The organism is Streptomyces sp. IMTB 2501, assembly GCF_001953885.1.
Classification (GTDB): domain Bacteria; phylum Actinomycetota; class Actinomycetes; order Streptomycetales; family Streptomycetaceae; genus Streptomyces.
Genome location: NZ_MQUS01000003.1, coordinates 347,572 through 372,881 on the forward strand (window position 1 = coordinate 347,572; position 25,310 = coordinate 372,881).

The window sequence follows — 25,310 nt, forward strand, 5'->3', positions numbered from 1 at the left end:
TGTCGTATACGTTCTCTGTGCGTTGCGGCTGCGTTTTGAAAGCTAACACGGACATTGATCGGTCGTCTCGCCCAAGGGAGCTGGTTTTTCTAGGAGCCCCCGCCGCAATCTTCTTTCGTCACGGTTCGATGGTGACCTTCATGGCCTGCCGGGATTCCACGAGCCGGATTCCTTCCACGGTGCGATCGAGTGGCAGGGTATGCGTGATCAGGTCGGCAACCGGCACCGCCCCTGAGGAGATGAGTTCGAGTGCTTCGGCGTTCTGCCCGGGGTGCGAGGAGTTGGAGCCCACAATCGTCAGCTCGCGGTAGTGCGCCAGGTTCGTGTCCAGCACGGGCGCGGCACTTCCCGGTGGGAGGCTGCCGAACAGGCTGACCCGACCCCGCGGCGCGGTGTAGTGCAGGGCCTGCTGCTGCGCCTGCGCAGAGGCCGCCGCGAGCAGCACCACGTCGGCGCCCCGGCCCTCGGTGAGGTCGAGGATGCGTTGCGCTACGTCGACGTCTGCACCAAAGATCGCCTCGTCCGGCGCCACCAGTCCCTTGGCCAGCTCGAGCCTGGCCGCATCCAGCTCGACGAGCAGGACCCGGTTCGCCCCTCGTGCCCGGGCCAGTCGGACGTGCATGCAGCCGACGGGCCCGGCACCCACGACCACGACATCGTCGCCCTTGCCGACGCGCGCCAACTCCTGTCCGTTGAGTACGCAGGCCAGCGGCTCGGCCAGGGATGCCTCGGCGAAGCTGAGCGCATCAGGCATCCGGTGCAGCCCGCCTGCGTCGAGCACCTTGCCGGGCACGGTGACGAACTCGGCGAACCCGCCGTCGTAGTGGTACCCCATCGCCTCGAAACGCGTGCACACCGTTGGCAGTTTGTCGCGACAGCTACGGCAGGAGCCGCAGGGGATTGCACCGATCAGCTGGACCCGATCGCCGACCTGCAGGCCGTGTGCGGATGATCCTTCACCCAGGAGTACGACCTCTCCGGCGATCTCGTGCCCGAGCACCCGCGGGGGCACGATCCGCTGGTGGCCGTGGTGGTAGATCTTCACGTCGGTTCCGCAGAGCGAGCAATTACGCACCCGCAGAACCACCTCGCCGGGGCCGGGCGTGGGATCGGGCGCCTCTTCGAGGGCGACGTTCCCTGGGGCTCGATAGCGAAGGACCTTCATGGGAGGTCCAGCAGGGTGCGCGCCTTCGCCACCACGCCCGTGGTGTTGACTCCGGACTCTGCCAGCAGATCCTCGCGGACGCCCCACGCGAGGAAGGCCGCCGGGAGCGTCACCTGTGCGGTCGCCGGATGGGGCCCCGGGCTCTCCGCGAGGTGGGCGAGTAGATCAGGATAGAGGCCGGAGCCCTCAGAGAGGTCCTCGACCGTGATCACGGCGCGGTGCGTGGCCGCGTCGGCGAACGCCTCGGGCACAGAGGGCCGCAGACGCACGACCTCGCGCACGGTGGTGCTCACCGAGTAGTCGCGTTCCAGAACGGCTGCGGCCGCCATCGCCGTCTGGACCATCGCGCCGTGGGTGAGGAGGCACAGGTCGGTTCCCCGCCGCCGCAGCACGGTGTCGGAGGCGACAGGCGTGCCGGCGTCGTCGAGGGGCTTCCACTTCGCGTAGCGCAGCGCCACCGGTCCCTTGTCGCGGCCAACCGCGGTGCGCAGGATCTGCTCCAGCTGGCCCGGCGTGCTCGGCGCATAGATCTCCAGCCCGGGCACCATGCGCAGCAGGCCGACGTCGTAGATGCCGTGGGACGAGGCGCCGTCCCCGCCGGCCACGCCCCCGCGATCGACGATGAAGGTCACCGGTAGCTCGTGCAGGGCCACGTCGTTGAGCACCTGGTCCAGTCCTCGGGTGAGGAACGTCGCGAAGACGGCGAACACGGGCCGGGCGCCCTGGGCGGCCAGTCCGGCAGCCATGGAGACCGCCAGCTGTTCGCTGATCCCCACGTCGTGGTATCGCTCCGGGAATCGCCGCTGGAACTCCAGCAGGCACAGGAGGTCGGGCATCGCCGCGGTGATCACGTGAATTCGCTCGTCGTTCTCGGCCATCTCGCACAGCAGGTCGCTGAGCGAAGCGCCCCAGGCGTCCTTCGCGGTCGGCACGGGGGCGTCGATGGGAACCGAGGGGACGGCCACTGTTCCCGGTACCTGGTGGAGCCGCATCACTTCGTCCTGTTCGGCCTTGTCCCACCCCAGGCCCTTTCGCGTGCGGGTGTGTACGACGACCGGTCCGGCGATCGACTCGGCCTTCTTGAACGCCGCCTCCAACTCGCCGAAGTCATGGCCGTCGACCGGTCCGACGTACGCGAATCCCAAGGAGGTGAAGAACTTCTCGGCGTTCTCGCGGACCTGGGAGCTCTCCTGGGGTTCGCCGAGTGTGAGCAGGCTCGGCGTGCGGGCGTAGGAGCGGCCGTTGTCGTTGAAGACGACGGTAACTGGACGGCGGCGAACGCCGATGGCGTTGAGCGCCTCGTAAGCCACGCCTCCGGTCAATGCCCCGTCCCCGATGACTACGGCGCAGCGTGTCTTGTCGGCGAGGTTGATTCCCAGTGCCCAGGCCGGGCTGGTGGAGGAGTGACTGCTCTCCAGCACGTCATGGGGGGACTCCGCTCGGCTGGGGAATCCGGACATTCCTGCGCGCTGTCGGAACGTGGTGAACTGCGCTCCGCGACCAGTGAGGATCTTGTGTGTGTACGCCTGGTGACCTATGTCGAAGATAATTCTTTCGTTCGGTGAATCGAACGCGCGGTGCAAAGCTATCGTCAACTCCACCACGCCGAGATTGGCGCCCAGGTGCCCGCCGCTGATGTTCACCTGGCCGATGAGAAACTCTCGTATATCTGAGGCGAGCTGCTCGCATTCGAGCAGGTCGAGCTCTCGCACAGCATCGGGTGTGAGGTGGTTCAGGTCCATTTCAGACGCCCCCTTCGGTCGACACGGATCACCATAGGCTGCAGCTCGATTTGGCATCAAAGATCGATTCTGGGGAATCGGGGAGAAGGTGGCGGAGCGCCTCACTGCTCGGTGCGACCCTTATCGAGCTGACCTGGCGTCCCACGCTCTGACGCGTGCTCAAAGAGTCTTTGAGGAATAACTTGGCGGCCCTTCGGGAGAAGTGTCCCAATGTGGGCGAACTGTCAAGCGGAGCACGGCGGATCCGTGCCGCATGAGCATGCCACTGGCTACTGTGATCGTCATCGAGCCTCTTATGGGGGAGGGGATCACACCTCGTGCGTTCCAACAGCGCAGCCAGAGTGCAATCCACAAGGGCAGCGGACGATAGCCGCTTCACGGCCAGGCACCACCTGGTCCCAAGGCGCGTCACCCAACCAGGTGACTCGGCCACGTCACTCGCCAGCATCGTGTCCATACCGCCCACCGGACTCAACCTGAGTGAGCGTCTGCCCTTTGAGAAGTGGGTGGCGATCGGAAAGTTGCTGTCTACGTCCCAGTCTTCCATGGCGTGGTGTCTCGGGGATTGGCTCGTTCACGGAGAGTCGGCCTACGCGGGGCGTTACCGGGAGATCGTCGAGCTCTACTCGTTCAACTACCAGACACTCCGCAACTACGCGTGGGTCGCCCGTCGTTTCCCGCTGTCCCGCCGGCGGGACAAGCTCAGCTTCGGCCACCATGCTGAAGTCGCATCCTGTCCCGAGGCGGAGCGGGACTACTGGTTGCGCAGGGCGGAGGAGCACGGCTGGTCTCGCAATCGGCTTCGGTGCGAGGTGCGTGCGAGCGCTCGGCTGCGTTCGGCGGCAGACCCCGGCGCGGCGGAGGACGGCTCCACTCTCAGGGACATGGCGATCCGACTGAGTCCGACTGCCGGTCAGCTTGAGATCTGGGAGCAGGCTGCGTCCAACGCCGGCGTGAAGCTTGCGGTCTGGGCCGTCCAGGTCCTCAACGCGTCAGCCGGCGCCCGTGGCACAGCCACAGTGGATCCCGTCGCCGACGACCTCAACTGAACACGATGTCCTGAACCTGCGAACATCGTCTCTCTCCGCAGGGAAGCCGTTTCGGAGAGTGGCCATCCGCGTATCCATCCGACGTGCAGTGAGGTCATTCGTGTGCCCACCAACACCCCTCCACTTCCGACCAGTCGGCGGTCGGCACCGCCCGGGTAAAGCGCGGCATGGCCGAGCAGCTCAAGGGCGGCGTAATCACGGACGTCGTCACGCCGACAAGTGGGCCTGCACCAGCCCGTTCGTCTGTGGTGCCACTAACCTGGGCGAGGCCCTGCGCCGGCAACGTCGTCGAGGCCGTCCGCCACCTGCGCCAGCTCAAGGGCGAGATCGCCAAGCTGCGTGGCTGTGACGACAACGAGCCGTACGCCGCGGCCAAGGAGCTGCGTGCCCCGTACGAGCTGGTCGCCGAGGTCGCCGAGCTGGGCAAGCTCCCGTCGTGCTGTTCGCCGCCGGTGGCGTGGCCACCCCGGCCGACGCTGATGTGCCAGCTGGGCGCCGAGGTGTCTTCGTCGGCTCCGGCATCTTCAAGTCGGGCGACCCGGCCCAGCGTGCCGCCGCGATCGTGAAGGCCACGACCATCTACGACGACCCGAAGATCATCGCGGACGCATCCCGCAACCTGGGCGAGGCCATGGTCGGCATCAACTGCGACACCCTGCCCGAGGCCGAGCGCTTCGCCAACCGCGGCTGGTAACCGGGGCGAGCTCACCTGACCTGTGGTGGGGCCTGAAGGCCGGCCTCACCACAGGCCGGGCCCGAGTCAACCGGAATGGAGCATCAGCCCAATGCCTGCCACGATCAAGGCAGCGCTCAGCATCCGTGCGCGGCCGAAACGCTCCTTGAAGAACACCGTGCCGATGAGGGCGCCGATGACGATGGACGACTCGCGCAGAGCCGAGACCGGGGCGAGATCAGCGCGGCTCTGCGCCCACAGAACCAACCCGTAGGCGAACGCCGAGAGCAACCCGCCGAGCGCACCGTGGAGTGCCACCGGACGTAACTGCGCCGCCAGGTTGCCCCGGCGGGAGGCGAACGCGAAGGCCGGGACCGCCACGCCCTGGAGCAGCAGCAGCCAGCCGGTGTAGCCCGCCGCGGTTCCGGCGGCCCGCACGCCGACTCCGTCGACGACGGTGTAAGCAGAGATCGACAGGCCGGTGCCCAGGGCGGCGGCGAGCGCGAGGCGATCAACGCGTCGGCTGCAGCCGCGCATGCCCCACAGGGCGAGACCGCTCAGTCCGCCCGACACGAGCGCCACGCCGGCGATCTGCCACCTGCTCAGGTGCTCACCGACGAACAGCACCGCCAGTACCGTGACGACGAGCGGCGCCGTCCCGCGGGCGATCGGGTACATCTGGCTGAAGTCGCCGAGGCGGAACGATTGGATCAGCAGCGCGAAGTACAGCAGATGCGTGGCGATCGAGGCGATCAGGTAGGGCCATGCGGGTCCGGCCGGCATCGGGGCGTAACAGGTACCACGAGTGTGATGACTGGAGTCATGCCGACGAAGTCCGATCGGAACGTGAAGAGGCGGGCTCTGGTGCGGGGAGGCGGGACAGACAGGACGGCCGGGTTCGGCGGTGTCCGCAATGGGCCTGAGGCGTCCGCTGGTTGGCATGGTGCCAGCTCTGCCCGCCACGACTCCACGTCGACAGAGAGCGAGGGATACGAATGTCGGACGGGCTCAGGCGGCCCCCCGCAGGCCGCAGTCTCAGTGCCGCGCCCAGGAGTATGACGCCGTCACTGGATCGGCGGCGCCTCCTACATCATGCGGAGGAGGCAGTGGCTTCCGCGGAGTCACTGCTCAGGGCCTTCGAGAAGGACGGCATCGAGACCAGTCTGAAGGCGTCGGGGGAGGAGGTCACCCAGGCCGATCGCGGTTTGGAGCGGCACATCTCCGGGCTTCTTCGTGAACACGCACCCGGGCTTCCCCTGCTGGGCGAGGAGACTACGCGGGACGGGAGCGTACCCGAGACGGGCTGGATCCTCGATCCCATCGACGGGACCATGAACTTCGCCCGTGGAGCGCCGTACTACGCCATCGCCCTGGGTTTGGTGGACGCCGGCAGGCCGGTTCTCGGCGTGGTCAGCGCGCCGCGGCTGCAGCTGCGGATCGCCGCTGACGTGGATGCGTGTCCGGCTGCGGAGCCTCCGGCCACGCGGGCGCGGTCGCTGTCGCGGGCGATCGTCGGTGTCAGCGGCACGGGCAGCAGGCGCCTGCCGGCCGAGACCGAGTTGGTGACCCGCCTGCAAACCGGCGCCTACCGCGTCCGCATGCACGGCTCCATGTGCCTCGATGTGGTCGGAGTCGCGATGGGCTGGCTGGACGCCTGCGTGTGCGTCCGGCCGAAACCCTGGGACGTCGCAGCCGGCCTCGCCATCGCGAGGAGCCGTGGATACGCGGCGCTGAGCGCCGACGGCGGCGATTTCACCTGGTCGTCCCCCGTGCTGGTGGTCGCGCACCCGGAGCTGGCTGCCGAGTTGCTCCACTTCGCATGGACTGTTCTTTCGGCGGCGTACCGGCCTCGGGAGCTGTGATGGGTATGGCCGGCCAACCAGCGGATGCCCCGCCTCCACGCGGGCTCTTCGTGGGCCTGTGCACCTTGGACGTGGTGCACCTCGTGGCCAGGCGACCGGACTCCGACGAGAAGGTGTCCGCCGAGCAGCAGGTCGTGGCGGCCGGGGGGCCCGCGACCAACGCAGCGGTTACCTTCGCCCACCTTGGGGGTGCGGCGACGCTGGTCAGTGCCGTCGGCGGGCACGGTCTCGCCGGGATCATGTGTGATGACCTGACCACGAACGGGGTCCGTATCGTCGATATCGCTGTGGACCGGACCAGGCCACCCCGGGTTTCGGCGGTCGCCGTCACCAAGGGCACCGGTGCGCGGGCAGTCATCGCCTACGACATGGCGCCCCCGGAGATCGCCCCGACCACGGCGGTCACGGCACTGGCCCGGACGGCGGAGGTCGTCGAGGTCGATGGGCATTACCCCGAAGCCGCCCTCGCGGCGTTGCGGGCAGCACGTGCCGAGCATCGGCTCACCGTCTACGACGGTGGTCGCTGGCGACCCGAGATCCGGCAGCTGCTGCCGTGGGTGGAGGTAGCGGTCTGCTCGGCCGATTTCCGGCCGTCGGGCTGTTGCACGCCGGCCGACGTCCTGGCGTTCCTGGCGGAGTGCGGAGTGCGGTATGCGGCCCTGACGAGCGGGAAGGGATCGATCGACTGGCGCGGTCCGAACGGGGCCGCGGGGCGAGTCGAGGTGTCCAGAGTGGATGTGGTCGACACGTTGGGAGCGGGTGACGTCTTCCACGGGGCACTGAGCTACGGACTGGCGCGGGCGGAGTTCCTCGACCCGGACGTGTTCGAGAGCGCACTCGGTTTCGCCGCTGGTGTGGCGAGCCGATCCTGTACCTCCTTCGGTACTCGCGCATGGATGACCGACACGGCGGAGCCGCCGAAATGAACGGGCCCTCGGCCGCGGAACACGATCGTGCCCGCCGTCCAGGCGGACGGCGGGCACGGCGATCCGGCAGGCGTCGCTCCCTCAGCAGACCACGGTCAGGGCACGGTCGTACGCGGACAGCAGCTCCTGGAGAGACGGGCCGTCGGGTGTCTGTCGGGCGATCACGTTGCAGAACGGCTCGGCGTTGAGATCGTCGTCGGCGAGCAGGAGACTGCCCGGCCGCTTGTAACAGCGGCACAGCAGTACTTCTTCTCGCGCCGCCAGCTCGTCGAGGCCGTGGATCTCCTTGATCAGCCCTGCACCCGAGTGCGGTAGGAAGTAGATGAAGTAGCTCACGTCCTTGGGAACCGAACGCCAGGCGACTGGGCCCAGCCTCTGCTTGAACTCCTCAGCATCAGCGCATACATGACTGAGGTACAGAGCCCGTGCGAAGTCCGCGTCGTGGGCGAGCCTCATCAGTTCGTACGCGAGCCAGGAACCGCCGGGACGTGCCGCGGTCTCCAGCACGTACGGAAGCCCGGAGTCATATCGGACCTCCGAATGGGTTGCGCCATGAGTTATACCGAGGGCTCTCACCGCCGCGTACGTGATGTCGAGGATCTCGTTGCGCTGTTCGGCCGGCATGGCCTGGTCCAGGAGGTAGACCCTGTCGGGAAAATACGGGGAGTCCGAGCCCTCGTCGTGGTTGCGTGACATCACGCAGTCGTGGACGGGTTCACCGTTGAACCAGACGGTGTCCACAGCGAACTCGGGTCCGCGCAGGCACTGCTCGACGAGAAACCCCGTCCCTTCGGTCGCGTCCCTGGCCACGGTGGTGGCGTTGAGCAGGCCGATGCGCTGCGCCTGGGCGAGCAGCGCAGCCGTGTCGTCCACGCGGCGTACCCCGCCGCTGGTGTAGCCGTGTGTCGGCTTGATGACAGCCGGGAAGGTGATATGTGTGCCGACGACCTCGTTGCGTGAGCGGAAGGCCGCTCCCGCGGGTGTCCTCACGCCGGCGGCCTGCCAGAGGCGCTTCATGCGCGACTTGTCGCGCGCGTTGGTTGCGGCTTCGACGGAGTAGCGGGCCACGCCGAGGGCCTGGGCCACCGCCGTGGTGCTGATCACGAACGCTTCCTGGTCGGTGAGCGCCCCGATGATCCGGGTACCTGTGGTCTGCTCGCGTATCCGTGCGGCCACCCGCTCGGGCTCGTCGCGCAGGTCGAGTTCGAGCCAGTCCGTACCGGCTGGCGCCCTGTTCGAACCCGAAACGAGAAGCACGCGGTCACCCAAGCTGTGCGCGACGTCGACGAGCCGGCGGGTCATCGTGTCGGTGGTTTCCAGGCAGAGGAACAGCGTGTCACTCATGCCCGCTCCTTGAGCAGGGCTTCGACGTTCGCGTCCACATGGTCACCGAGCGCGGCAAGGTCGAGGCCGAAGCGCTCGAAGAGAAGATAGGCCAGACGATCCAGGCCGAAGCCCAGGCACATCGTGGATGTCGGCAGCCCCCGCTCGTCGGTGATGTCGAACGCCTTGGCGAAATGGCTGCCATGCTTGTTGAGCGAGGCCGTGGCCACCGGGTGCCCGACCGAGGCGGAGCGGACGGCTAGCTCGATCTTGTTCGTGGAGGCCAGCTGGGTGAAGAGCAGACTGCCGGCGGCGTCGCCGAAGAAGATGTCCGCGGCGGTCTGCAGCGAGAAGTCGAGGCCGAGCACCGAGGCCACACAGACCATCAGGTCGGCGAGCTCGCCGTGGATCCGCGCGAGCGGCTCGGCCCCGCCGATCACCACCGTCTCCTGGATGTGGAACTCGAGTAGGCGCTCGCGATTGTTCAGGTTGCCTGACTCGTCGCGGAAGACGGAACCGCCGAAGGAGAGCACCAGCGCCTCGTCCGATGCGACGGTCTTCCCCTCCAGCAGCGGGTAACTCGGCAGGCAGACGGCGGGGGAGAGCACATCGCGCGGAGTCCGGACGTAGTCGAGGACACGCCGGTCGTCGCGCCCATCGGACTTCCAGAACGGAACGAAGGCGTCGAAGACATCCGGATCGGTGCTGAGCGGGGCGATGAAGCTCAGGTGCTGGCATCCGGTGTCGACGTAGCCCGCCCGCTCCACCAGACTGCTCGGAATCAGCGAGGGGACGTGGATGACCTCCGCTTCGTAGACACCGCGGATGCAGGACGCCGTGAGCCGGTCCAGGGCGGCCAACAGCGCGGCGGTCTCGTGCCCGTAGACGTTGATGCCGGCGCGCAGGGCGGCGGAGCGATCGGGCAGGACGCGACGACGCAGTGGTGGGACGGCCCTGCGCAGCTCTTTCGAGAACGCACGCGCGGCATCCGCGAGCACTGCCACAGGAAAGGCATGCCGGCGTGATCCCCACGCTTGCACCGAATCAGCGACGCGCGAGTCCAGTAGCACCTTGGAGCGAATCGCCGGCGGAACTGAATTGAACCTGTCGAGGATACGTCGGACGGTTCGCTCCACTGCGGCCGTTGCCAGCTGTTGCCCGGCGTGGATCGTGACCTCGCCGTCCGCGAACTCGAGCGCGGTGATCTCGGGGAAGTGGAAGCGCAGCTGGGTCGTGAGATTGTCCCGTACGGACGGGGCGGTGTTCACCGCGATGGTCAGCTGATTCATTGTCTAGTCGAGTTCCAGGTAAGTCTTGATCTTGCCGAGGGTGGAGACCTCGCCGAGGTCGAACTCCTCGTAGTCGACCTCGCGGCCGAACTCCGAGCTCAGGCGCAGGACCAGGCCCATCACTGCCATCGACTCCAGGCCGATGTGGGTGAGCGGGATGTCCTTGTACTCCTCGTACTTGTTGCTCAGGAGCTGGACGGTATCGGCGGGGAGCAGGTCCGTGAGGAGTACGGAGATCCACTCGTTTCCCATGCAATCGCCTTTCGAAGTCGTGCGGCGGGTCAGGGGAGGCCCCCGGACCACAGGTCCACCGCGAGCGGGAGAAGACGGATCGGAGCGGAGTGGTCGCCGCAGCTGTCGGAGTGCAGCAGCCGGTCCACTCCCTCGATCGAGGAGAGCCGACCCTGAGAGGTGGGGACGACGTGTGTGATCACGACCGTCAAACGTGCTCCCAGGGCGGCGAGTGCGGCACAGAGCGGCCGGATCGTGGACCCGGAGGTGCATACGTCGTCGACCAACAACAGGTGACGATGTGCGAGCTCCTCCGGGAGCCGCTCGTAGTAAGTGCCGCGTTCCGGAGATTTCGATTTGTCCAGCGCGATCACGGGTACGGAAAGCGCCTGCGCGATCAACGATGCGCGCCCGGCCCCGCCGCGATCGGTGGAAACGACGAGATCGGGTGGGTCGGCGGAGCAGAGTGCGGCGACCGGCTCCGCACAGCCGAAACTGACCACTTCGGGGAGGTCATCGCCTTCCCAGGAGGGAGTGCTGTGGCGGTCCACGGTGATCACGCGGTCCGCTCCCGAGCTGCCGAGCATGCGCAGGACCATCCGGGCACCGCGCGACTCCCCCGCGTTCGTCACCCGGTCCTGTCGTTGATAGCAGAGGTACGGCACAAAGCAGGTGACGGAGGCGGCCTTGGCCGTCACGGCGATGTCGACAAGCTGGCATGCGGTGAACAGGCGCGTATCCTGCGGCGGAGCGGTGGTCTGCGCGATAAGCACGTGGCGTCCCTGGATGCGCTCGACCTCCGGAACGGTGAGCAGCTGCTCGCCGTCGGGAAAGATCGACCGGATCGCTCGGATCCTCTCGACATTGTCTGGAATGTCGGCTTCCCGGTGCAGGTCGTCCGGTCCGAGCAGCACGAGGCGGTCGGTCACTGCTCCGCCCCCGTACAGGCGAGCGCCGCCTCCCTGGCCGCGGTCAGATCGCGCAGCGCCTCCGCCGTAGACGGCAGGGTCGGACCCTGCCGACGCAGGAAGGCCGCCCACTCCTCGAGTTGCCGGACGAATCCATTGCTCTGCGTGGGGAAGCTGTGGGTGGTGACCCGGTCCCCGCGGAACTCCGTGAGCCGCATCCCTTGCTCGATGAGATATGGCGAGGTCGCCTCCAGGAGGATCCGTGCGTCGTCCGTCACGACCTCGATCCGCTCCCTGTAGTCGGGGGTGCCCGGAAGCCGTATGTGGCTCATCTGCACGGCGATCTCGTCGCTCGGCCACCAGCCACACGCGGCGGCGGTGCCGTTCGCCCAGTGCCTTCCATAGGCGACATGCCCAACGAGGAGGTGCGGGGCCAGGGCCGTGTGGACGAGGTTGATCTGGTGGATGAGTGAGGCGCCGATTCCGCGTTCGTAGACCGTTCGCTGCCCGGCACTCGCGTCGGCGAGAACCCGGGCCACGATGCGGCCGGCGGCAGCCCGACTCTCCGGCTTGGGCGCGGTGGGGGTGATCAGCCGATGGGCCACCTGGTGAGGTGAATCCGGGTCGACGATCTCCACGGAGATCCGGCGGACCCCGTCGAGCTGTTCGGAGACGAGCTCGACAAAGCGCACGGCGGCCGGGTCGTGGCGCTTCATGTAGCCGACCGCCACGTTCGCTCCGGTACTTTGTTCCGCGGCGATGAGCGCCTCGAGATCGGCCGGATCAAGGCTCGCGGGCTTTTCCACGAGAACATCGATCCCGCGGTCCAGGACCGCGGTGACGATTTCGCGATGAGTCGGCCAAGGAGTCGCGCAGATCACCGCACGGGCGCCTTTGTCGAAGGCCACTTCGAGCTCCGCGCCCACGGTCAGCCCGGGGAACTCCCGTCCGAGCACGGTTGAGCGGTCCGCGTCCGGTTCGACGACTGCGACGAGGTCGAACAGATCCGGACGTCTCAAGAGCAAGGGAATGTGTACGGCAGAAGCGACCCGCCCGCCGCCGACCACCGCCACCGGAATCACTGCCTGTGTTGTCATCGCCAGCCTTCGATTCCCCGGCAGGTTCTGTCCCGCCGGCGGGACAGAAGGCGAATCTAGCCGAGAGGGTGCTCATCGCATGCCTCTCGCGTCGGGGTGATCTGCCGTCATGGCCGTACGTCACGGATTCATTGACCGGCTTTCCGGACTTCATGACGATGACTGCACGCCAGGCGGAAAACGAGCGGAAAACGAGGTGATGATGGTGGACAAAACGTTGCGTGGGCTCATCTCAGCCAATGTGCCGATTCGTGCTGTCGGCGTGCATGACGGTTTGAGCGCAATCATGGCGGAGAACGCGGGATTCGAAGCCCTGTGGGCCGGAGGACTCGGCATCTCGACGTCCCATGGGGTGCCCGACGCAGGAATCCTGACGATGACGGAGTTCCTGCAGGACGCCGTGCGCATCCGGCGGGCGTCGTCCCTTCCGGTAATCGCCGACGTGGACGCGGGCTTCGGGGATGTCAATGTCGTACGGAGGATGGCCGGCCTCTATGAGGCAGAGGGCATCGATGCCGTGTGCATCGAGGACAAGCAGTATCCCAAGCGCAACAGTTTCCTCGACGGCCATCTGCTTGAGGAGCCGCTGGCCTTCGCTCGCAAGATCGAGGCGGCCAAGGCGGCGCAGCGCGGCGAGTCCTTCATGGTGATCGCCCGGCTTGAGTCGTTGATCGCCGGAGCCGGCATGGAGGACGCACTCTCCCGCGCGGTGCTCTACGCGAAGGCCGGCGCCGACGCGATCCTGGTCCACAGCAAGGAGCGTCAGCCCAGTGAGATCGCCGAGTTCTGTGCCCGCGCTGGCGACGCCGGTCTCGAACTGCCGCTGTTCGCGGTACCGACGACGTATCACGTCACTACCGTCGAGGGCCTGCATGCGATGGGGATCACCGGCATGATCTACGCGAACCAGCTCATCCGGGGTTCGGTGACCGCGATGGAGGAGGTGCTCACCTCGCTGGCACGCACGTCCTCCACCACAGAGATGGAGAGCCAGATCGCTCCGGTCAAGCGGCTGTTCGACCTGGTGGGCACCGAGACGCTCGACAATGCCGGGATACCGGCCTGATGAGCCTGCTCACCACGCCGACCGGCCTGGGGCACCGCGTGCTGAGCCTGCGGGCCGCCGAAGCGGTGGGACTCCCCGGTCTGGACGATGCGTCGATCACCACGCGCATCCTCGTCGAGAATGTCCTACGCCTGGCTGAACGCGGGGGCGACCCGGACGAGGCGATCGCCCTGGCCGACGCGATCGTGCGTGCGGGGTCCGGCGAAGAGGTCGACGCGGCCTTCGACTTCCACCCGAGCCGGCTGCTGCTTCAGGACCACTCCGGAGTCCCGGTACTCGCAGACCTGGCGTCGTTGCGCGAACTGCTGGCCGAGCGAGGCCTCGACCCAGGTGTCGTTTCCCCCGCGCTGCCGGTCGATCTGGTCGTCGACCACTCGGTGGAGGCCGACGAAGCGGGCAGTCGCATGGCGCTGGCCCGCAACATGGGCCGGGAGATGCGGCTCAACGCCGAGCGCTTCCGCTTCCTGAAGTGGGCTCGGCAGTCCATGGCCGGTGTGCGGATCGTTCCGCCGGGCCACGGCATCATCCATCAGATTCACTTGGAGCGGCTGGCCCGAGTGGTCGGCATCGGCGGCGACGGTATCGCAGCCCCCGACACGGTCTTCGGCACGGACTCCCACACACCGATGGTCAACTCGATCGGCGTGCTCGGCTGGGGAATCGGTGGGCTCGACGCGTCCGCGGTCCTGCTCGGCATGCCCGTTTCGCTGCTGGCCCGGCCGGTCGTCGGCGTCTGGCTGACCGGGCGGCTGCCGGCCGGCACCACCGCCATGGATCTTGCCCTCACCCTCACCGAAGTCCTTCGGGCCCATGGCGTGGTCCACCGCATGGTGGAGTTCCGCGGCCCGGGAGCGCTGTCGCTGTCGGTCACCGACCGGGCGACCGTGGCCAACATGGCTCCCGAGTACGGCTGCACCTCGACGCTCTTCCCGGTGGACGCACGGACGATCGAGTTCCTGCGCCTGACAGGCCGTACGGAGGAGGAGCTCGCGCTGGTCGAGGGCTACAGCAGATATCAGGGCCTGTTCGTGGAGGAAGCCGGATGGCGTCCGGCCTTCGCAGAGACCATCGAGTTGGATCTGGCCACGGTGGAGCCGAGTGCGGCCGGGCCGCGTCGTCCGCAGGACCGGGTACCGCTCGCCCGTGTGCCCAAGAGCTTCGAGTCCGAGGTAGGGAAGGGCAGCGACGAGGACGGAATGATCGCCATCGCAGCGATCACCAGCTGCACCAACACGTCGAACCAGACGTCGATGATGCTCGCGGGTCTGCTCGCCCGGAATGCGGTGGCGCGCGGTCTGAAGGTGCCGGCTTGGGTGAAGACCTCGTTGGCCCCCGGGTCGCGGAGCGTGACCGGCTACCTTGAGGCCGCCGGGCTTCTGCCTGCGCTGTCCGAGCTCGGATTCGATGTCGTCGCCTATGGGTGCACCACCTGTATCGGCAACTCGGGGCCGCTGCACGCCCACGCCGCACGGTCGGTCAGTGAGCGCGGGACGAAGACGGTGGCTGTGCTCTCGGGCAACCGCAACTTCGAAGGCCGCATCCACCAGCAGGTCGCCGCGGCGTATCTCATGTCGCCCCCGCTCGTGGTCGCCTATGCGCTGGCCGGCCATGTGCGCGTCGATCTGACCTCGGAGCCGCTCGGCACCGACTCGGACGGGTGCCCGGTCATGCTCGCCGACCTGTGGCCCACTGCCGAGGAGGTCGACGAGGCGCTTGGACAGGTCACGCTGGAGCGCTACACGGAGAGTGCCCAGGGCCTGTTCGAAGGGGACGAGAGTTGGCAGGCGCTGGAGAGCCCGGTCGGAGCCCGGTACGACTGGCCGACCGGTTCGAGTTACCTCACCCCGCTGCCCTTGATCAGCCTCGACGGTGACGCATCGCTTGAGGACGTGCGCGGCGCCCGCGCGCTGGTGAATGCCGAGCATTCGACCACGACGGATCACATCTCGCCGGCCGGCCAGATCAGGGCCGATTCCGTGGCGGGTCTATACCTGAGCGAACTCGGGGTGCCGGAGGCGGAGTTCAACACCTTCGGCTGCCGACGGGGCAATCACGAGGTGCTGGTGCGAGGCACGTTCGCCGGTGCCGGAATGGTGAACCGCCTGGCCGATCGCAAGGGCGGGTTCACCCGGCATTTCCCCACCGGTGAGCAGACCACGGTCTACGAGGCGGCGACGCGTTACCGCCAGGAGAGCGTCCCGCTCATCGTGTTGGGCGGCCGTGCCTACGGCATGGGCAGCTCCAGGGACTGGGCGGCGAAGGGACCGCGGCTGCTGGGCGTGCGGGCCGTACTGGCCGAGAGCTTCGAACGCATCCACCGCTCGAATCTCGTGGCCGTCGGCATTGTGCCGCTGGAGTTCGCCGCGGGAGAAGGCGTGCAGTCACTGGGCATCACGGGCGAGGAGCGCTTCGACGTGACCGGGCTGGAGGTCCTGGAGCCGGGCGGCAAGGTGAACGTGCGCGCCTACGACGAGTCCGGTGCCGAGGTCGCCGCATGGACGATGACGGCCCGGGTCGATACGCGGCATGAGCTGGACTGCGTCCGCCGCGGCGGTGTCTTCGGCGTCATCGCGGACACGATGATCCGTACGAAGGGATGAAGATGACTGAGGAGATCAAGCCGGCCCCGCCAGGGTTCACCGACGAGCAGTGGCGCACCTTCGCCGCCGAGGGCCTACTCCATGTCGAGAACGCACTGAGCGAGAAGCAGGTCGAGGAACTGCTCGGTGCCGTCAACCGGTACGTCGGTGGCGCGACTGAGAAGGAACACACCAACAAGGTCGAGAACATCATCGCGAAACACCATGAGTTCGCGTCGCTGATCGACCTGGAGACCCACATCGGCTACGCCTACGACATCTTCGGCGACCAGACGCGGCTCAGCCAGAATGACCTGTTCATGCGGCCCCCCGGCAGCGTCATCAACCACTGGCACTTCGACGGCCCGCGAGCCGTCCCTTACCGCGTATTCTCCCCAGTCCTCCCGCTGAAGTTGCGGATCGGATACTGGCTGACCGATCTCCCCCGTGAGGAGATGGGCAACTTCGTCTACATCCCGGGCAGCCACCTCCCCGACTACGAGGCCGAGCACGCCGGCATCGACGAAGTCGCCGGGCAGAAGGTGCTGACGTGCCGCAAGGGCTCGATGACCATCTTCGGTGCGAACCTGTGGCACCGCATTCAGCCGAACCACAGCGATGTCACACGGATCAACGTTTTCCTCTCCTACACACCGACCTGGGTGAACGGGTACTACTTCCAGAACCTGGAGGACTACCCGGATCTCACTCGTGAGCAGCGGATCCTGTTGCGTCCCTACGGTAAGTCCCAGGAGGACTTCAGCCGTCCGCCCGCGCAGGACCAGCCGCTCTACCTGGGCGGGCTGGAGCGCCCCGCCCCGGAGCCGGTCGAGCGCCACAAGGTTCGCCGGCTCACCCGCTACGAACAGCACCTGCGGCACCTGTAGGCCGCGATGGGGTATGAGGAGTTCACTGCCGCGCTCACAGCGCTTGCCGATCGCCTGCCGACAGCGCAGGCATGGGTGAGTGCCGAACCCTCGCGGGTGGCCGAGGTCGAACGCCGCCTGGAGTCGGAGATCGTCGCGCTCATCCTGCGCCACTTCGGACCGGTGACGGTCCTTGCGGAGGAGCACTACGCACTTCACGGCGACTACGCTCACAAGGCGTCCGGTGATCTGTGGTTCGCCGTCGATCCGCTGGACGGCTCCAAGTCCTACAAGGCCGGGCGGGACACCTACGCCGTGTCCGTCGCGGCATGCCGGGGCACCGAGCCGGTCTTCGGCGTGGTCTACCGGCCGAGTTCGGGGGCGCTGTACGTGGCGGAGAAGGGCGGCGGCGCGAGCGTGAGCGGCCGGCCGCTCACGGCCCCGATCGAGGCGGAGCGCAGGCTGATCGCGGTTGGCAACGGCGCGGTCCTCAGCCCCCAGTCCAATTTCGCGCTGGAGAACCTGCTGCTTCTCTCCTACGAGCTCGAACACATGGCTTGCACCTCGTTGAAACTGTGCTTCCTGGCCGAGGGCACGCGTGCCGGGTTCATCAAGCTGCTCGGTTCCGCCGGCGGGCTGCCGCGCGTGTGGGGCCTCGCCGCAGGACAGCTGATATCCACCGAGGCCGGGGTGAAACCCGCGAGGCTCGACGGCGGGAGCTGGCACTGGGGAGCAGGAGCGATCGCCGTGGGCGACCAGCGATTCCACGAAGAACTTTTCTGAGCACAACATGGCCTAAGGAGTGGCGCGGATGCCAGAAGTGTGGGAACCCTCCGAGGAGATGCTCGTTCAGGCGCAGTACTATATCTGCCACGAGCGGCACTACTTCCACCGGTACCGAATATTGCGCGACTGCCCCAATCTGTCGCTGTTCTTCATGGACCGCTGGTACGACTGGCAGTACGAGAGCTCCGGCGATGTCCCGATGATCAGCCGTTACAACGGTCTGATGGAGATTGCCTGCCGGGAGTCCTGGGCCGAGGACGAGGTCTCCCTTGCGGAACTCCCGGACCGGATCCGTCGTGCGTTCGACCGCGGCTCGCACATTACGGTGCCGGTGGCCTTCGTCCACAGCGACGGTACGCCCTACGTCACCGAGTGGATGCTCGAGGGGATCGACGCCGACGACACCGTCTACTACACCAAGTCGACCTCGGACGCGGCCAGCCGGACCTTCCGCAAGCCGGTGCCCTTCGAGAAGCTGGCGGATCAGCTGTTCCGCACCGACGACGGGCTCGTCGCCGTGACGGAGATCAAGGCTGCCCCGACCATCGAGCGGATCCTCGCCCTGGAACCGATGGAGGCCTACCGTGCGGTCTTCGCCGAGTACGGTCTTCGCTGGGAGGGGGGTCGGCTGTCGCGGTACGTCACGCCGGTCACCATCGGCGTCACCGGGATGGACCAGCTCATCGAGGCTTGGCAGGAGCGCGAGGAGGAGATCCTCGCCGCCGGCGAGCTGCGCTTCAACGACCAGTCCCGGGTCAGCAAACACCTGCAGAACCGCTTCCACCCCGTGCAGCACTATCTCGGCTTCCTGCTGGAGACTGCCGAGACCAGGGCCGCGCTCGGTGATCTGGTTCCGGACGTGCAGCGAGGCCGGGACGAGATGGACCGCGCGCTGTCGGATGTGCTGAAGTTCGCGAGCCTGCTGGTGCAACGGACCGACTCGTCCAGCCTCGGGCTGTATCTGAAGTACCTGCGCAACCTGCGCGAGACCGTGGTGGACTACCAGGCGTTGAACCTTCGGGTGCAGCGGACCCTCGCGTGACCTCGGAGCCCGAGTTCCTGGATGTCGTCGATGCCGACGACCGGGTGATCGGCAGGGCGACGCGAGAAGCGGTGCACAGGGATCACCTGATGCACCGTGGAGTCCACGTGCTTGTCGTCAACACGCTTGACGAGATCCTCGTGCAGATCCGCTCGCAGCACCTGCCCAATCATCCCGGCCGGCTCGACGCCTCCGCAGGCGGACACGTCATCAGCGGCGAGAACTACCAGACCGCGGCCTGCCGAGAGCTCCTCGAGGAACTCGGCTGCCATGACTCCGGGCTCGACTACGTCTGCCTGTACGACGGCTTCTCGGCGCGCCAGTTGGAGAAGCGCGCTCTCTATGTGCACCGCTGCGACGGACCGTTCACACCCGACCCGGAGGCAGTGGCGGGGGTCACGTTCATGGCTCCGCAAGCGCTGGTGGAGACCTTCTCGCGACGGGCGTGGGAGTGCACCGAGGGGTTCATGCGGTCGGTCAGCCTCTTCTTCGATCACCAGGCGATGCAGGGTGCTTCCACACCGGTCTGGAGATGGCGCGAGGCTCCCGACCGCGAGCCCGTTTGGGGCATGCAAGGGGAAGCGGCCTCGCAGAGCTTCCGTGATCCGACGAGTAAATCCTAGGAACCCTCCATGACGACAGCGAACGCCGAACCGGTTGTGCCGGCCGAACACCGGAAGTGGGCCAGGGTGATACCGGCCAAGGGGCCGCAGCGCGTTCTCGCGACTTCCCAACTGATCAACAATCTCGGCAATGGGATGTTCATCACCGGCCAAGCACTGTTCTTCACCCGCTCGGTCGGGCTGCCCGTCGGCCAGGTGGCGACCGGCCTCGGTATCAGCGCGCTCGTCGGGCTGCTCGTGGGGATCCCGGTCGGCCGGATCGCGGATCGGTACGGCTCACGCGAGGCGTACGCGGCAACGATGACGATCGAGGGCTTCGCGGCCGTATCCCTGGTCTTCGTGCACGCCTTCTGGTCCTTCCTGGCCCTCGTCTGCATCACCCAGATGGCGCAGACCGGGAGCTTGGCGGCTCGCAGCCCCATGCTGCGAGCCCTCGGGGGCGAGAAACCGGCGGAGTTCCGCGCCTATCTCCGCACTCTGACCAACATCGCGTTCCCGCTCGGAGCCGGTGTGGCCATGGCCGCCATCCAGATCGGGACCCGGCCCGCCTACCTGACCCTCATCCTCGGCAACGCCCTGAGCTACTTCGTGTGTGCGCTGCTGATGACACGGATCCCGCACGTGCCGCCGAAGCCCGCACCGCCCCAAACCGACCGGTGGATCGCGCTGCGGGACAAGCCCTTCCTGGCCGTCACCCTGCATGAGGGGCTGCTCGCCACCCAGCTCGGGGTCCTCACCTTCGCGCTCCCGCTGTGGATCGTGGGGCGGACCGAAGCCCCACGTTGGACCGTCGGTCTCGGACTGCTCGTCAATACGGCCCTGTGCATCGCGTTCCAGATCCGCTTCAGCAAGGGTGTGGACACGCCGGGAGCCGCGGGCAGGGCCCTGCGGCGCGCCGGATTCGCCTACCTGGTCGCAGCCCTTCTGCTGGCCCTCATGGCCGGGTTGCCCGGCTGGGCGGCCGTTCTCATGCTGATCCCCGGTGCCGCCGTCCACACCATGGGCGAGATGTGGCAGTCCTCTGCGGGCTTCGAGCTCTCCTTCGGTCTCGCGCCGGAGCACGCTCAAGGCCAGTACTCAGCCGTGTACAACATGGGTTTCGGCTTCGCCAACGCTGTCGCACCGCCGGTGCTCGCGCTGCTGTGCATCACCTGGGGCCGCCCGGGCTGGTTCGTCCTCGGGGCGGTCTTCGGCCTGCTCGGCCTGGCCGGTCCGCCGCTGGTCGCCTGGGCCGAACGCACCCGTTGAGAGATGGTGGACATGACTGATCCCGCGAGCGCGGCTCATGAGGAACTCCTGGGCCCCGGGCACCCCGTATGGATGGATTTTCCGCGCAGCTCGCCGGCCCTGCTCCCGGCGTTGTCCCAACTGGCCGCGCGGCGGGCCGATCTCGACGATATCGTGCTGATCGGCATGGGCGGTTCCTCGCTGGCCGCGGAGGTGATCGCCTCCGCGGCGGGCAGGCCTCTGACCATGCTGGACACCACCGACTGCCGGCAGGTCGAGGCTGTCCTCGGGCGCGACCCGGAGCGCATGCTGGTGATCCTCTCCAGTAAGAGCGGCGAGACGATCGAGACCAACAGCCTCTGTCGGGTCATGACCCGACATTTGGCCGAACGCCTGCCTCCCCATGAGGCCGCCCGCCATTGCGTCGCCGTCACCGACCCGGGCTCGCTGCTGCACCGCATCGCGCTGGACCGGGGCTACGAAGCAGTTCTGGCCGACCCGAGCGTCGGCGGACGCTACAGCGCCCTGGGGCCCTTCGGGCTTGTCGCGGGGGCGTTGCTGGGAACCGACGTGGATGGTCTGCTCGCTGACGCCGCGGTGATCCGTGACGAGCTCGAACGTGTCGACAACCCCGGCTGGGAACTCGGCAGCGTGTTGGCGGATTCGGCTCTCGCTGGTCGCGGTGCCTTGGTGCTCGACGTGCCGGACCCACGGCTTCGCGGTCTGGGGGACTGGATCGAACAACTCGTCGCCGAGTCGACGGGCAAGGACGGACGTGGCATTTTGCCCGTGGTCGGCGGCTGTGATCCCGACGGTTCGATCCGAGCTCTGCTGACGGCGGGCGACGGGGTGCCGGGCGGTGAGGGCGTCGGCGCGCTGGGGATCCACCGGCCGCTGGGTGCGCAGTTCCTGCTCTGGGAATACGCGACCGTGATCGCCTCTCGTGTACTCGGGGTGAACCCCTTCGACCAGCCCAACGTCGAGGAGTCCAAGGCGAACACGGCAACCTTGCTCGCCGAGGGCAAGCTCGATGAGAGGCCCGACTTCACCGAAGGCGCGATCGAGGTCCACACCGCCGGAGCGGGGCTGAAGGCCCGGACCGTCGCTGGTGCGCTCAGCGAGCTGACGGAGCGCATTCCGCCACAGGGCTACCTTGCGGTGATGTCCTATCTGGACCGTGAACGCGATGCGAAGGTGACCGCAGTGGGTGACGGACTGCGAGCACAGACGCGTCGGCCGGTGACCTTCGGTTGGGGCCCGCGCCTTTTGCACTCGGTCGGGCAGTATCACAAGGGCGGTCCGTCCGGCGGGGTGTTCTGCCAGATCACCGGAGCGGTGAAGGCTGACATCGAGATTCCGGGCCGCCCGTTCACCCTGGCTGGTCTGCAGGCGGCTCAGGCGGGCGGCGACCGCAGGGCGCTGCTGTCCCGTGGGCGCACGGTACTCCGCCTGCACCTACGCGACCGGGAGAACGGGATCGAGCAGTTGGTCGAGGCAGCGGCAGGTGCCAGGCAGTGATCCGGAGAGGAAGCCCCGTCGTGTCCTGGCCAGTCGGTCGGCTCTTGGCGGCATCCGTGGCGCGTGGACTGTTGACCCTCGTACTGGGAGCGGTGAATCTGCTCCTTAAATGTGTCGCGAGTGACAGCCGGAAGGCGGTTGAAGGGCGCCCCGGGCTTCGGCAGTGATCAGCGGCGCACGCGCTGCCGCGTCAAGTGGATACCGGCAGTCCGGGACCGGTCTTCCGACACGGTCGCGGACGCCAAGGCGTGGCTGGCCGAGGCACAGACCGACGCACGGCGAGAGGATTTCGTCGACGCGCGCGACGGTGCGATCAGCCTTCGGGAGTACGTCGAGAAGCACTGGTGGCCGTCCCAGGCGCATCCCGCCCAGACGCTGGAAAGCACGAGGCACCGAATCTGGGCACAGGTGCTGCCGCAGCTCGGAGACCTGGCGCTCAGGGACATCGGCGTCGCGGAGCTGCGCAAGTGGTCGGGCGCCGTGCAGAGGGTGGTGGCGTCGAGCACGGCTGATGGCACGTGGGTGTACCTCAAGCGATTCGATGGTGCAGCACCAGGCACCGGCGCCAAGAGACTTTTCAGGGACTTTCAGCTCTGTCTCGGGGACTTTCCAGGGATTTTCCGCTGAGTGAGCGGGAAAGCCCCTGACAGCTTCGAAAGACACGAAACCCCAGGTCAGATTCTGTTTAGTGTCAACCGATGCCGCCCACCAGGCCGTCTCCCCGCGCAGAACACATGGGCTGGGCGAGGAGGCGCGGATGAGGACCTGGCGGGCGCCGCGAGAGTCACCCACGGCAGCGCCGCCATGGGTGCTGGTCCGGGTGAACTCGCCCTTGAACAGCGCCACTTGGCGGCGTCGCCGCACTCGCTAGTACGTGTAGAACCCCGAGCCGGTCTTCCGGCCGAGCCGGCCCGCCTCGACCATGCGCTGCAGCAGCGGGGGAGCGGCGTACAGCGGCTCCTTGTACTCGGCGTACATCGAGTTGGCGATCGAGACGATGGTGTCCAGGCCGATCAGGTCGGACAGCTTCAGCGGGCCCATCGGGTGGGCGCAGCCCATCTCCATGCCGTTGTCGATGTCCTCGCGGCTCGCGATGCCCGACTCGAACATCCGGATCGCGGAGAGCAGATAGGGCACGAGCAACGCGTTGACCACGAAACCGGAGCGGTCCTGAGCGCGGATGGCGTGCTTGCCGAGCACCTTCTCGGCGAAGACCTGGGCGCGGCTGAGGGTGCCCTCGGAGGTGGTGAGCGCCGGGATCAGCTCGACCAGCTTCTGCACCGGGGCGGGGTTGAAGAAGTGGATGCCGACCACGTGGTCCGGGCGGGAGGTGGCGACCGCCAGCTTCACCAGCGGGATCGAGGAGGTGTTGGAGGCGAGGATCGCGTCCGGGCGGGTCACCACCTGGTCGAGCACCTGGAAGATCTCCGTCTTCACCGGCTCGCTCTCCACGACGGCCTCGATCACCAGATCGCGGTCGGCGAACTCGCCGAGGTCCGTGGTGAAGCTCAGCCGCGCCAGCGTCTCGTCCCGCTCCTCCTCGGTGATCTTTCCGCGCTCGGCGGCCTTGGCCAGGGAGTTGAACAGCCGGGTACGCCCGATCTCCAGGGCCTCGCCGGTGGTCTCGGCGACCTTCACGTCCAGTCCCGCGCGGGCGCACACCTCGGCGATGCCCGCGCCCATCTGGCCGCAGCCCACGACTCCGACGCGCGCAATATCTCCCGATGGGAAGCCTGTCACATCGACCCCTTCGCTGGTTCTCCGGCTCGCTGGCAGGACCTCCGGGTTCGGCGCCTGCTCCGATCGTGCACGTTACCGTCAAGTATCGATGATCGATCGTCCGGGTGGGGGCATCCTGGGGCGCGAAACGATCCGTGACGGAGCGGATCCGGAGCGTATGGGGGTGTACAGATGGGGCAACTGTCACGACGGGCCTTCACGTTGGCGGCGCTGTCCACGCTGGCCACGGCGCCGGGCGCGGCGGCGGCAGCGGATCGCCGGCCCCACGCGGCCACCGAGATGCGGGGCGTGTGGCTCGCCACGGTGTCCAACCGGGACTGGCCGTCCGAGCCCGGCCTGACGGCCGCCGCGCAGCGCGAGGAGCTGACCACCCTGCTCGACAAGGCGGCCCGCTGCCGGCTCAACACGGTGATGTTCCAGGTACGGCCCACCGCCGACGCCCTGTGGCCGTCACCGTACGAGCCCTGGTCCGAGTACCTCACCGGCACCCAGGGCCGCAGTCCCGGCTGGGACCCGCTGGGCACCGCGGTGAAGGAGGCCCACGCCCGGGGCCTGCGGCTGCACGCCTGGTTCAATCCGTACCGCATCGCCAACCACACCGACCCCGGCCGGCTCGCCCCCACGCACCCGGTCCGCAAGCACCCCGACTGGGCGGTTCCGTACGGCGGGAAGCTCTACTACAACCCAGGCCTGCCCCAGGTCCGCGCCTTCGTCCAGCGGGCGATGCTGGACGCGGTCGCCAAGTACCCCGTCGACGGCGTCCACTTCGACGACTACTTCTACCCGTATCCGGTCGCCGGGCAGACCTTCGACGACGACGCCGCGTACGACCGCTACGGCGGCGCCTTCGACAGCAGGGCCGCATGGCGGCGGGACAACATCAACAAGCTCGTCAGGGAGATGGCGGCCGGCGTCAGACGGGCCCGGCCCGGCACCCGGTTCGGGGTCAGCCCCTTCGGGGTGTGGCGCAACGCCTCGAACGACCCGCGCGGCTCGGACACGCGGGCGGGTGTGCAGACGTACGACGATCTGCACGCGGACACCCGTACCTGGGTGCGCCGCCACTGGATCGACTATCTCGTCCCTCAGCTGTACTGGAACATCGGCTTCGCCGCCGCCGACTACGCGAAGCTCGTCGACTGGTGGGCGGCGGTCGCCAGGGGCAGCAGGACACAGCTGTACATCGGCGAGGCCCTGTACAAGGCGGGGGCGGCCGGGCAGCCCCCGGCCTGGCAGGACCCGGCCGAGCTGTCCCGGCACCTCACCCTCGCCGCCCGGCACCCGCGGGTGCGCGGGCATGTGTTCTTCGCCGCCAGGGACGTGGCGGCCGATCCGATCGGCGCGATGTCACGCGTGATCGCCGATCACTACGGGCGATCGGCGAGGCCGCCGCGGTGAGCTACCGCTGGTGCTCCTTCTTGTGATCCACCAGGCAGTCGGGCCCCGGGGACATGATCGTCTCGTGCCCGTCCTCGGCTCGGACGCGATAGGGCGGGTTCCCCTCGGGACCGAGTACTTCGACGACTTCTACGACATGGTCGTGCTGCCCGACCACCCTGCCGTGCTGGACCAGCCTGTCGCCTTTTTTGGCACGCATG

Annotated in this window: 22 protein-coding genes and 2 pseudogenes; 14 read left to right on the forward strand and 10 right to left on the reverse strand. The window is 67.6% G+C overall.

Annotated features, from left to right (window positions below):
* Positions 1-118: 118 nt before the first annotated feature.
* Positions 119-1,165, reverse strand: a complete 1,047-nt coding sequence (locus tag AV521_RS08030) for an alcohol dehydrogenase catalytic domain-containing protein (RefSeq protein ID WP_076085565.1) — start codon at positions 1,163-1,165, stop codon at positions 119-121.
* On the reverse strand, positions 1,162-2,877 hold the full coding sequence (locus tag AV521_RS08035) for a 1-deoxy-D-xylulose-5-phosphate synthase (RefSeq protein ID WP_179022913.1): 1,716 nt from the start codon (positions 2,875-2,877) through the stop codon (positions 1,162-1,164). The genes AV521_RS08030 and AV521_RS08035 overlap by 4 nt, the downstream gene beginning before the upstream one ends.
* Positions 2,878-3,356: 479 nt before the next feature.
* Between AV521_RS08035 and AV521_RS08040 the strand changes: the two genes are divergently transcribed.
* Together AV521_RS08040 and AV521_RS08045 are read left to right on the forward strand one after the other, a co-directional pair.
* Positions 3,357-3,956 (forward strand): LmbU family transcriptional regulator, encoded by a 600-nt coding sequence (locus tag AV521_RS08040; protein ID WP_218639341.1) that lies wholly within the window; start codon positions 3,357-3,359, stop codon positions 3,954-3,956.
* Between the two features lie 208 nt (positions 3,957-4,164).
* Positions 4,165-4,650, forward strand: a pseudogene (locus AV521_RS08045) (pyridoxal 5'-phosphate synthase lyase subunit PdxS); the annotation flags it as partial.
* Positions 4,651-4,716: 66 nt separating this feature from the next.
* Here AV521_RS08045 and AV521_RS08050 read toward each other — a convergent pair.
* Positions 4,717-5,421: pseudogene (locus tag AV521_RS08050) on the reverse strand (EamA family transporter); the annotation flags it as partial.
* A gap of 263 nt (positions 5,422-5,684) precedes the next feature.
* On the opposite strand from AV521_RS08050, the gene AV521_RS08055 reads away from it, so the two are divergent.
* Positions 5,685-6,491 (forward strand): inositol monophosphatase family protein, encoded by an 807-nt coding sequence (locus AV521_RS08055; protein WP_256725472.1) that lies wholly within the window; start codon positions 5,685-5,687, stop codon positions 6,489-6,491.
* Between the two features lie 5 nt (positions 6,492-6,496).
* Positions 6,497-7,417, forward strand: a complete 921-nt coding sequence (locus AV521_RS08060) for a PfkB family carbohydrate kinase (RefSeq protein ID WP_107480854.1) — start codon at positions 6,497-6,499, stop codon at positions 7,415-7,417.
* 81 nt (positions 7,418-7,498) lie between these two features.
* Here the strand turns inward: AV521_RS08060 and AV521_RS08065 are convergent, their stop codons facing one another.
* The 5 genes from AV521_RS08065 to AV521_RS08085 are packed head-to-tail and all read right to left on the reverse strand — an operon-like array spanning position 7,499 to position 12,265.
* Complete coding sequence (locus AV521_RS08065) at positions 7,499-8,761, reverse strand: ATP-grasp domain-containing protein (RefSeq protein ID WP_076085580.1); 1,263 nt, start codon at positions 8,759-8,761, stop codon at positions 7,499-7,501.
* A complete protein-coding gene (locus AV521_RS08070) occupies positions 8,758-10,008 on the reverse strand; it encodes a hypothetical protein (protein WP_143658585.1) in 1,251 nt (416 codons plus the stop codon). Before AV521_RS08070 ends, AV521_RS08065 begins: the two co-directional genes overlap by 4 nt.
* 24 nt (positions 10,009-10,032) lie before the next feature.
* Positions 10,033-10,281, reverse strand: a complete 249-nt coding sequence (locus AV521_RS08075; protein ID WP_076085586.1) for a phosphopantetheine-binding protein — start codon at positions 10,279-10,281, stop codon at positions 10,033-10,035.
* Positions 10,282-10,310: 29 nt separating this feature from the next.
* The gene (gene prs, locus AV521_RS48595; RefSeq protein WP_076085589.1) at positions 10,311-11,189 is read right to left on the reverse strand and encodes a ribose-phosphate diphosphokinase; all 879 of its coding nucleotides are present in this window, start codon (positions 11,187-11,189) and stop codon (positions 10,311-10,313) included.
* Positions 11,186-12,265, reverse strand: a complete 1,080-nt coding sequence (locus tag AV521_RS08085; protein ID WP_079249164.1) for a Gfo/Idh/MocA family protein — start codon at positions 12,263-12,265, stop codon at positions 11,186-11,188. Before AV521_RS08085 ends, prs begins: the two co-directional genes overlap by 4 nt.
* Before the next feature lie 109 nt (positions 12,266-12,374).
* Here AV521_RS08085 and AV521_RS08090 point away from each other — a divergent pair, with 109 nt between their 5' ends.
* The 9 genes from AV521_RS08090 (at position 12,375) to AV521_RS08130 (ending at position 22,599) form a co-directional block, all read left to right on the forward strand.
* Positions 12,375-13,331: an isocitrate lyase/phosphoenolpyruvate mutase family protein gene (locus AV521_RS08090; protein WP_256725473.1), complete on the forward strand. Its 957-nt coding sequence runs from the start codon at positions 12,375-12,377 to the stop codon at positions 13,329-13,331.
* A complete protein-coding gene (acnA, locus tag AV521_RS08095; protein ID WP_076085598.1) occupies positions 13,331-15,931 on the forward strand; it encodes an aconitate hydratase AcnA in 2,601 nt (866 codons plus the stop codon). Before AV521_RS08090 ends, acnA begins: the two co-directional genes overlap by 1 nt.
* A 2-nt stretch (positions 15,932-15,933) precedes the next feature.
* A complete protein-coding gene (locus AV521_RS08100) occupies positions 15,934-16,797 on the forward strand; it encodes a phytanoyl-CoA dioxygenase family protein (protein WP_179022916.1) in 864 nt (287 codons plus the stop codon).
* A gap of 75 nt (positions 16,798-16,872) precedes the next feature.
* A complete protein-coding gene (locus AV521_RS08105) occupies positions 16,873-17,559 on the forward strand; it encodes an inositol monophosphatase family protein (protein WP_179022918.1) in 687 nt (228 codons plus the stop codon).
* Between the two features lie 28 nt (positions 17,560-17,587).
* A complete protein-coding gene (locus AV521_RS08110) occupies positions 17,588-18,604 on the forward strand; it encodes a hypothetical protein (protein WP_143658586.1) in 1,017 nt (338 codons plus the stop codon).
* A complete protein-coding gene (locus AV521_RS08115) occupies positions 18,601-19,227 on the forward strand; it encodes an NUDIX domain-containing protein (protein WP_076085609.1) in 627 nt (208 codons plus the stop codon). The genes AV521_RS08110 and AV521_RS08115 overlap by 4 nt, the downstream gene beginning before the upstream one ends.
* A gap of 9 nt (positions 19,228-19,236) precedes the next feature.
* The gene (locus AV521_RS08120) at positions 19,237-20,475 is read left to right on the forward strand and encodes an MFS transporter (protein ID WP_076085612.1); all 1,239 of its coding nucleotides are present in this window, start codon (positions 19,237-19,239) and stop codon (positions 20,473-20,475) included.
* A 72-nt stretch (positions 20,476-20,547) separates the two neighbouring features.
* Positions 20,548-21,972, forward strand: a complete 1,425-nt coding sequence (locus AV521_RS08125) for a hypothetical protein (RefSeq protein WP_076085615.1) — start codon at positions 20,548-20,550, stop codon at positions 21,970-21,972.
* 138 nt (positions 21,973-22,110) lie between these two features.
* Positions 22,111-22,599, forward strand: coding sequence for a hypothetical protein (locus AV521_RS08130; RefSeq protein ID WP_076085618.1), 489 nt, complete (start codon positions 22,111-22,113; stop codon positions 22,597-22,599).
* 240 nt (positions 22,600-22,839) lie between these two features.
* Here the strand turns inward: AV521_RS08130 and AV521_RS08135 are convergent, their stop codons facing one another.
* Positions 22,840-23,712: a 3-hydroxybutyryl-CoA dehydrogenase gene (locus AV521_RS08135; RefSeq protein WP_179022920.1), complete on the reverse strand. Its 873-nt coding sequence runs from the start codon at positions 23,710-23,712 to the stop codon at positions 22,840-22,842.
* A 171-nt stretch (positions 23,713-23,883) separates the two neighbouring features.
* Between AV521_RS08135 and AV521_RS08140 the strand changes: the two genes are divergently transcribed.
* Entirely contained in the window at positions 23,884-25,110 is a 1,227-nt protein-coding gene (locus AV521_RS08140; protein ID WP_076085624.1) for a glycoside hydrolase family 10 protein, read from the forward strand.
* Position 25,111: 1 nt separating this feature from the next.
* Here the strand turns inward: AV521_RS08140 and AV521_RS08145 are convergent, their stop codons facing one another.
* A complete protein-coding gene (locus tag AV521_RS08145) occupies positions 25,112-25,309 on the reverse strand; it encodes a DUF1918 domain-containing protein (protein ID WP_076085627.1) in 198 nt (65 codons plus the stop codon).
* Position 25,310 lies beyond the last annotated feature (1 nt).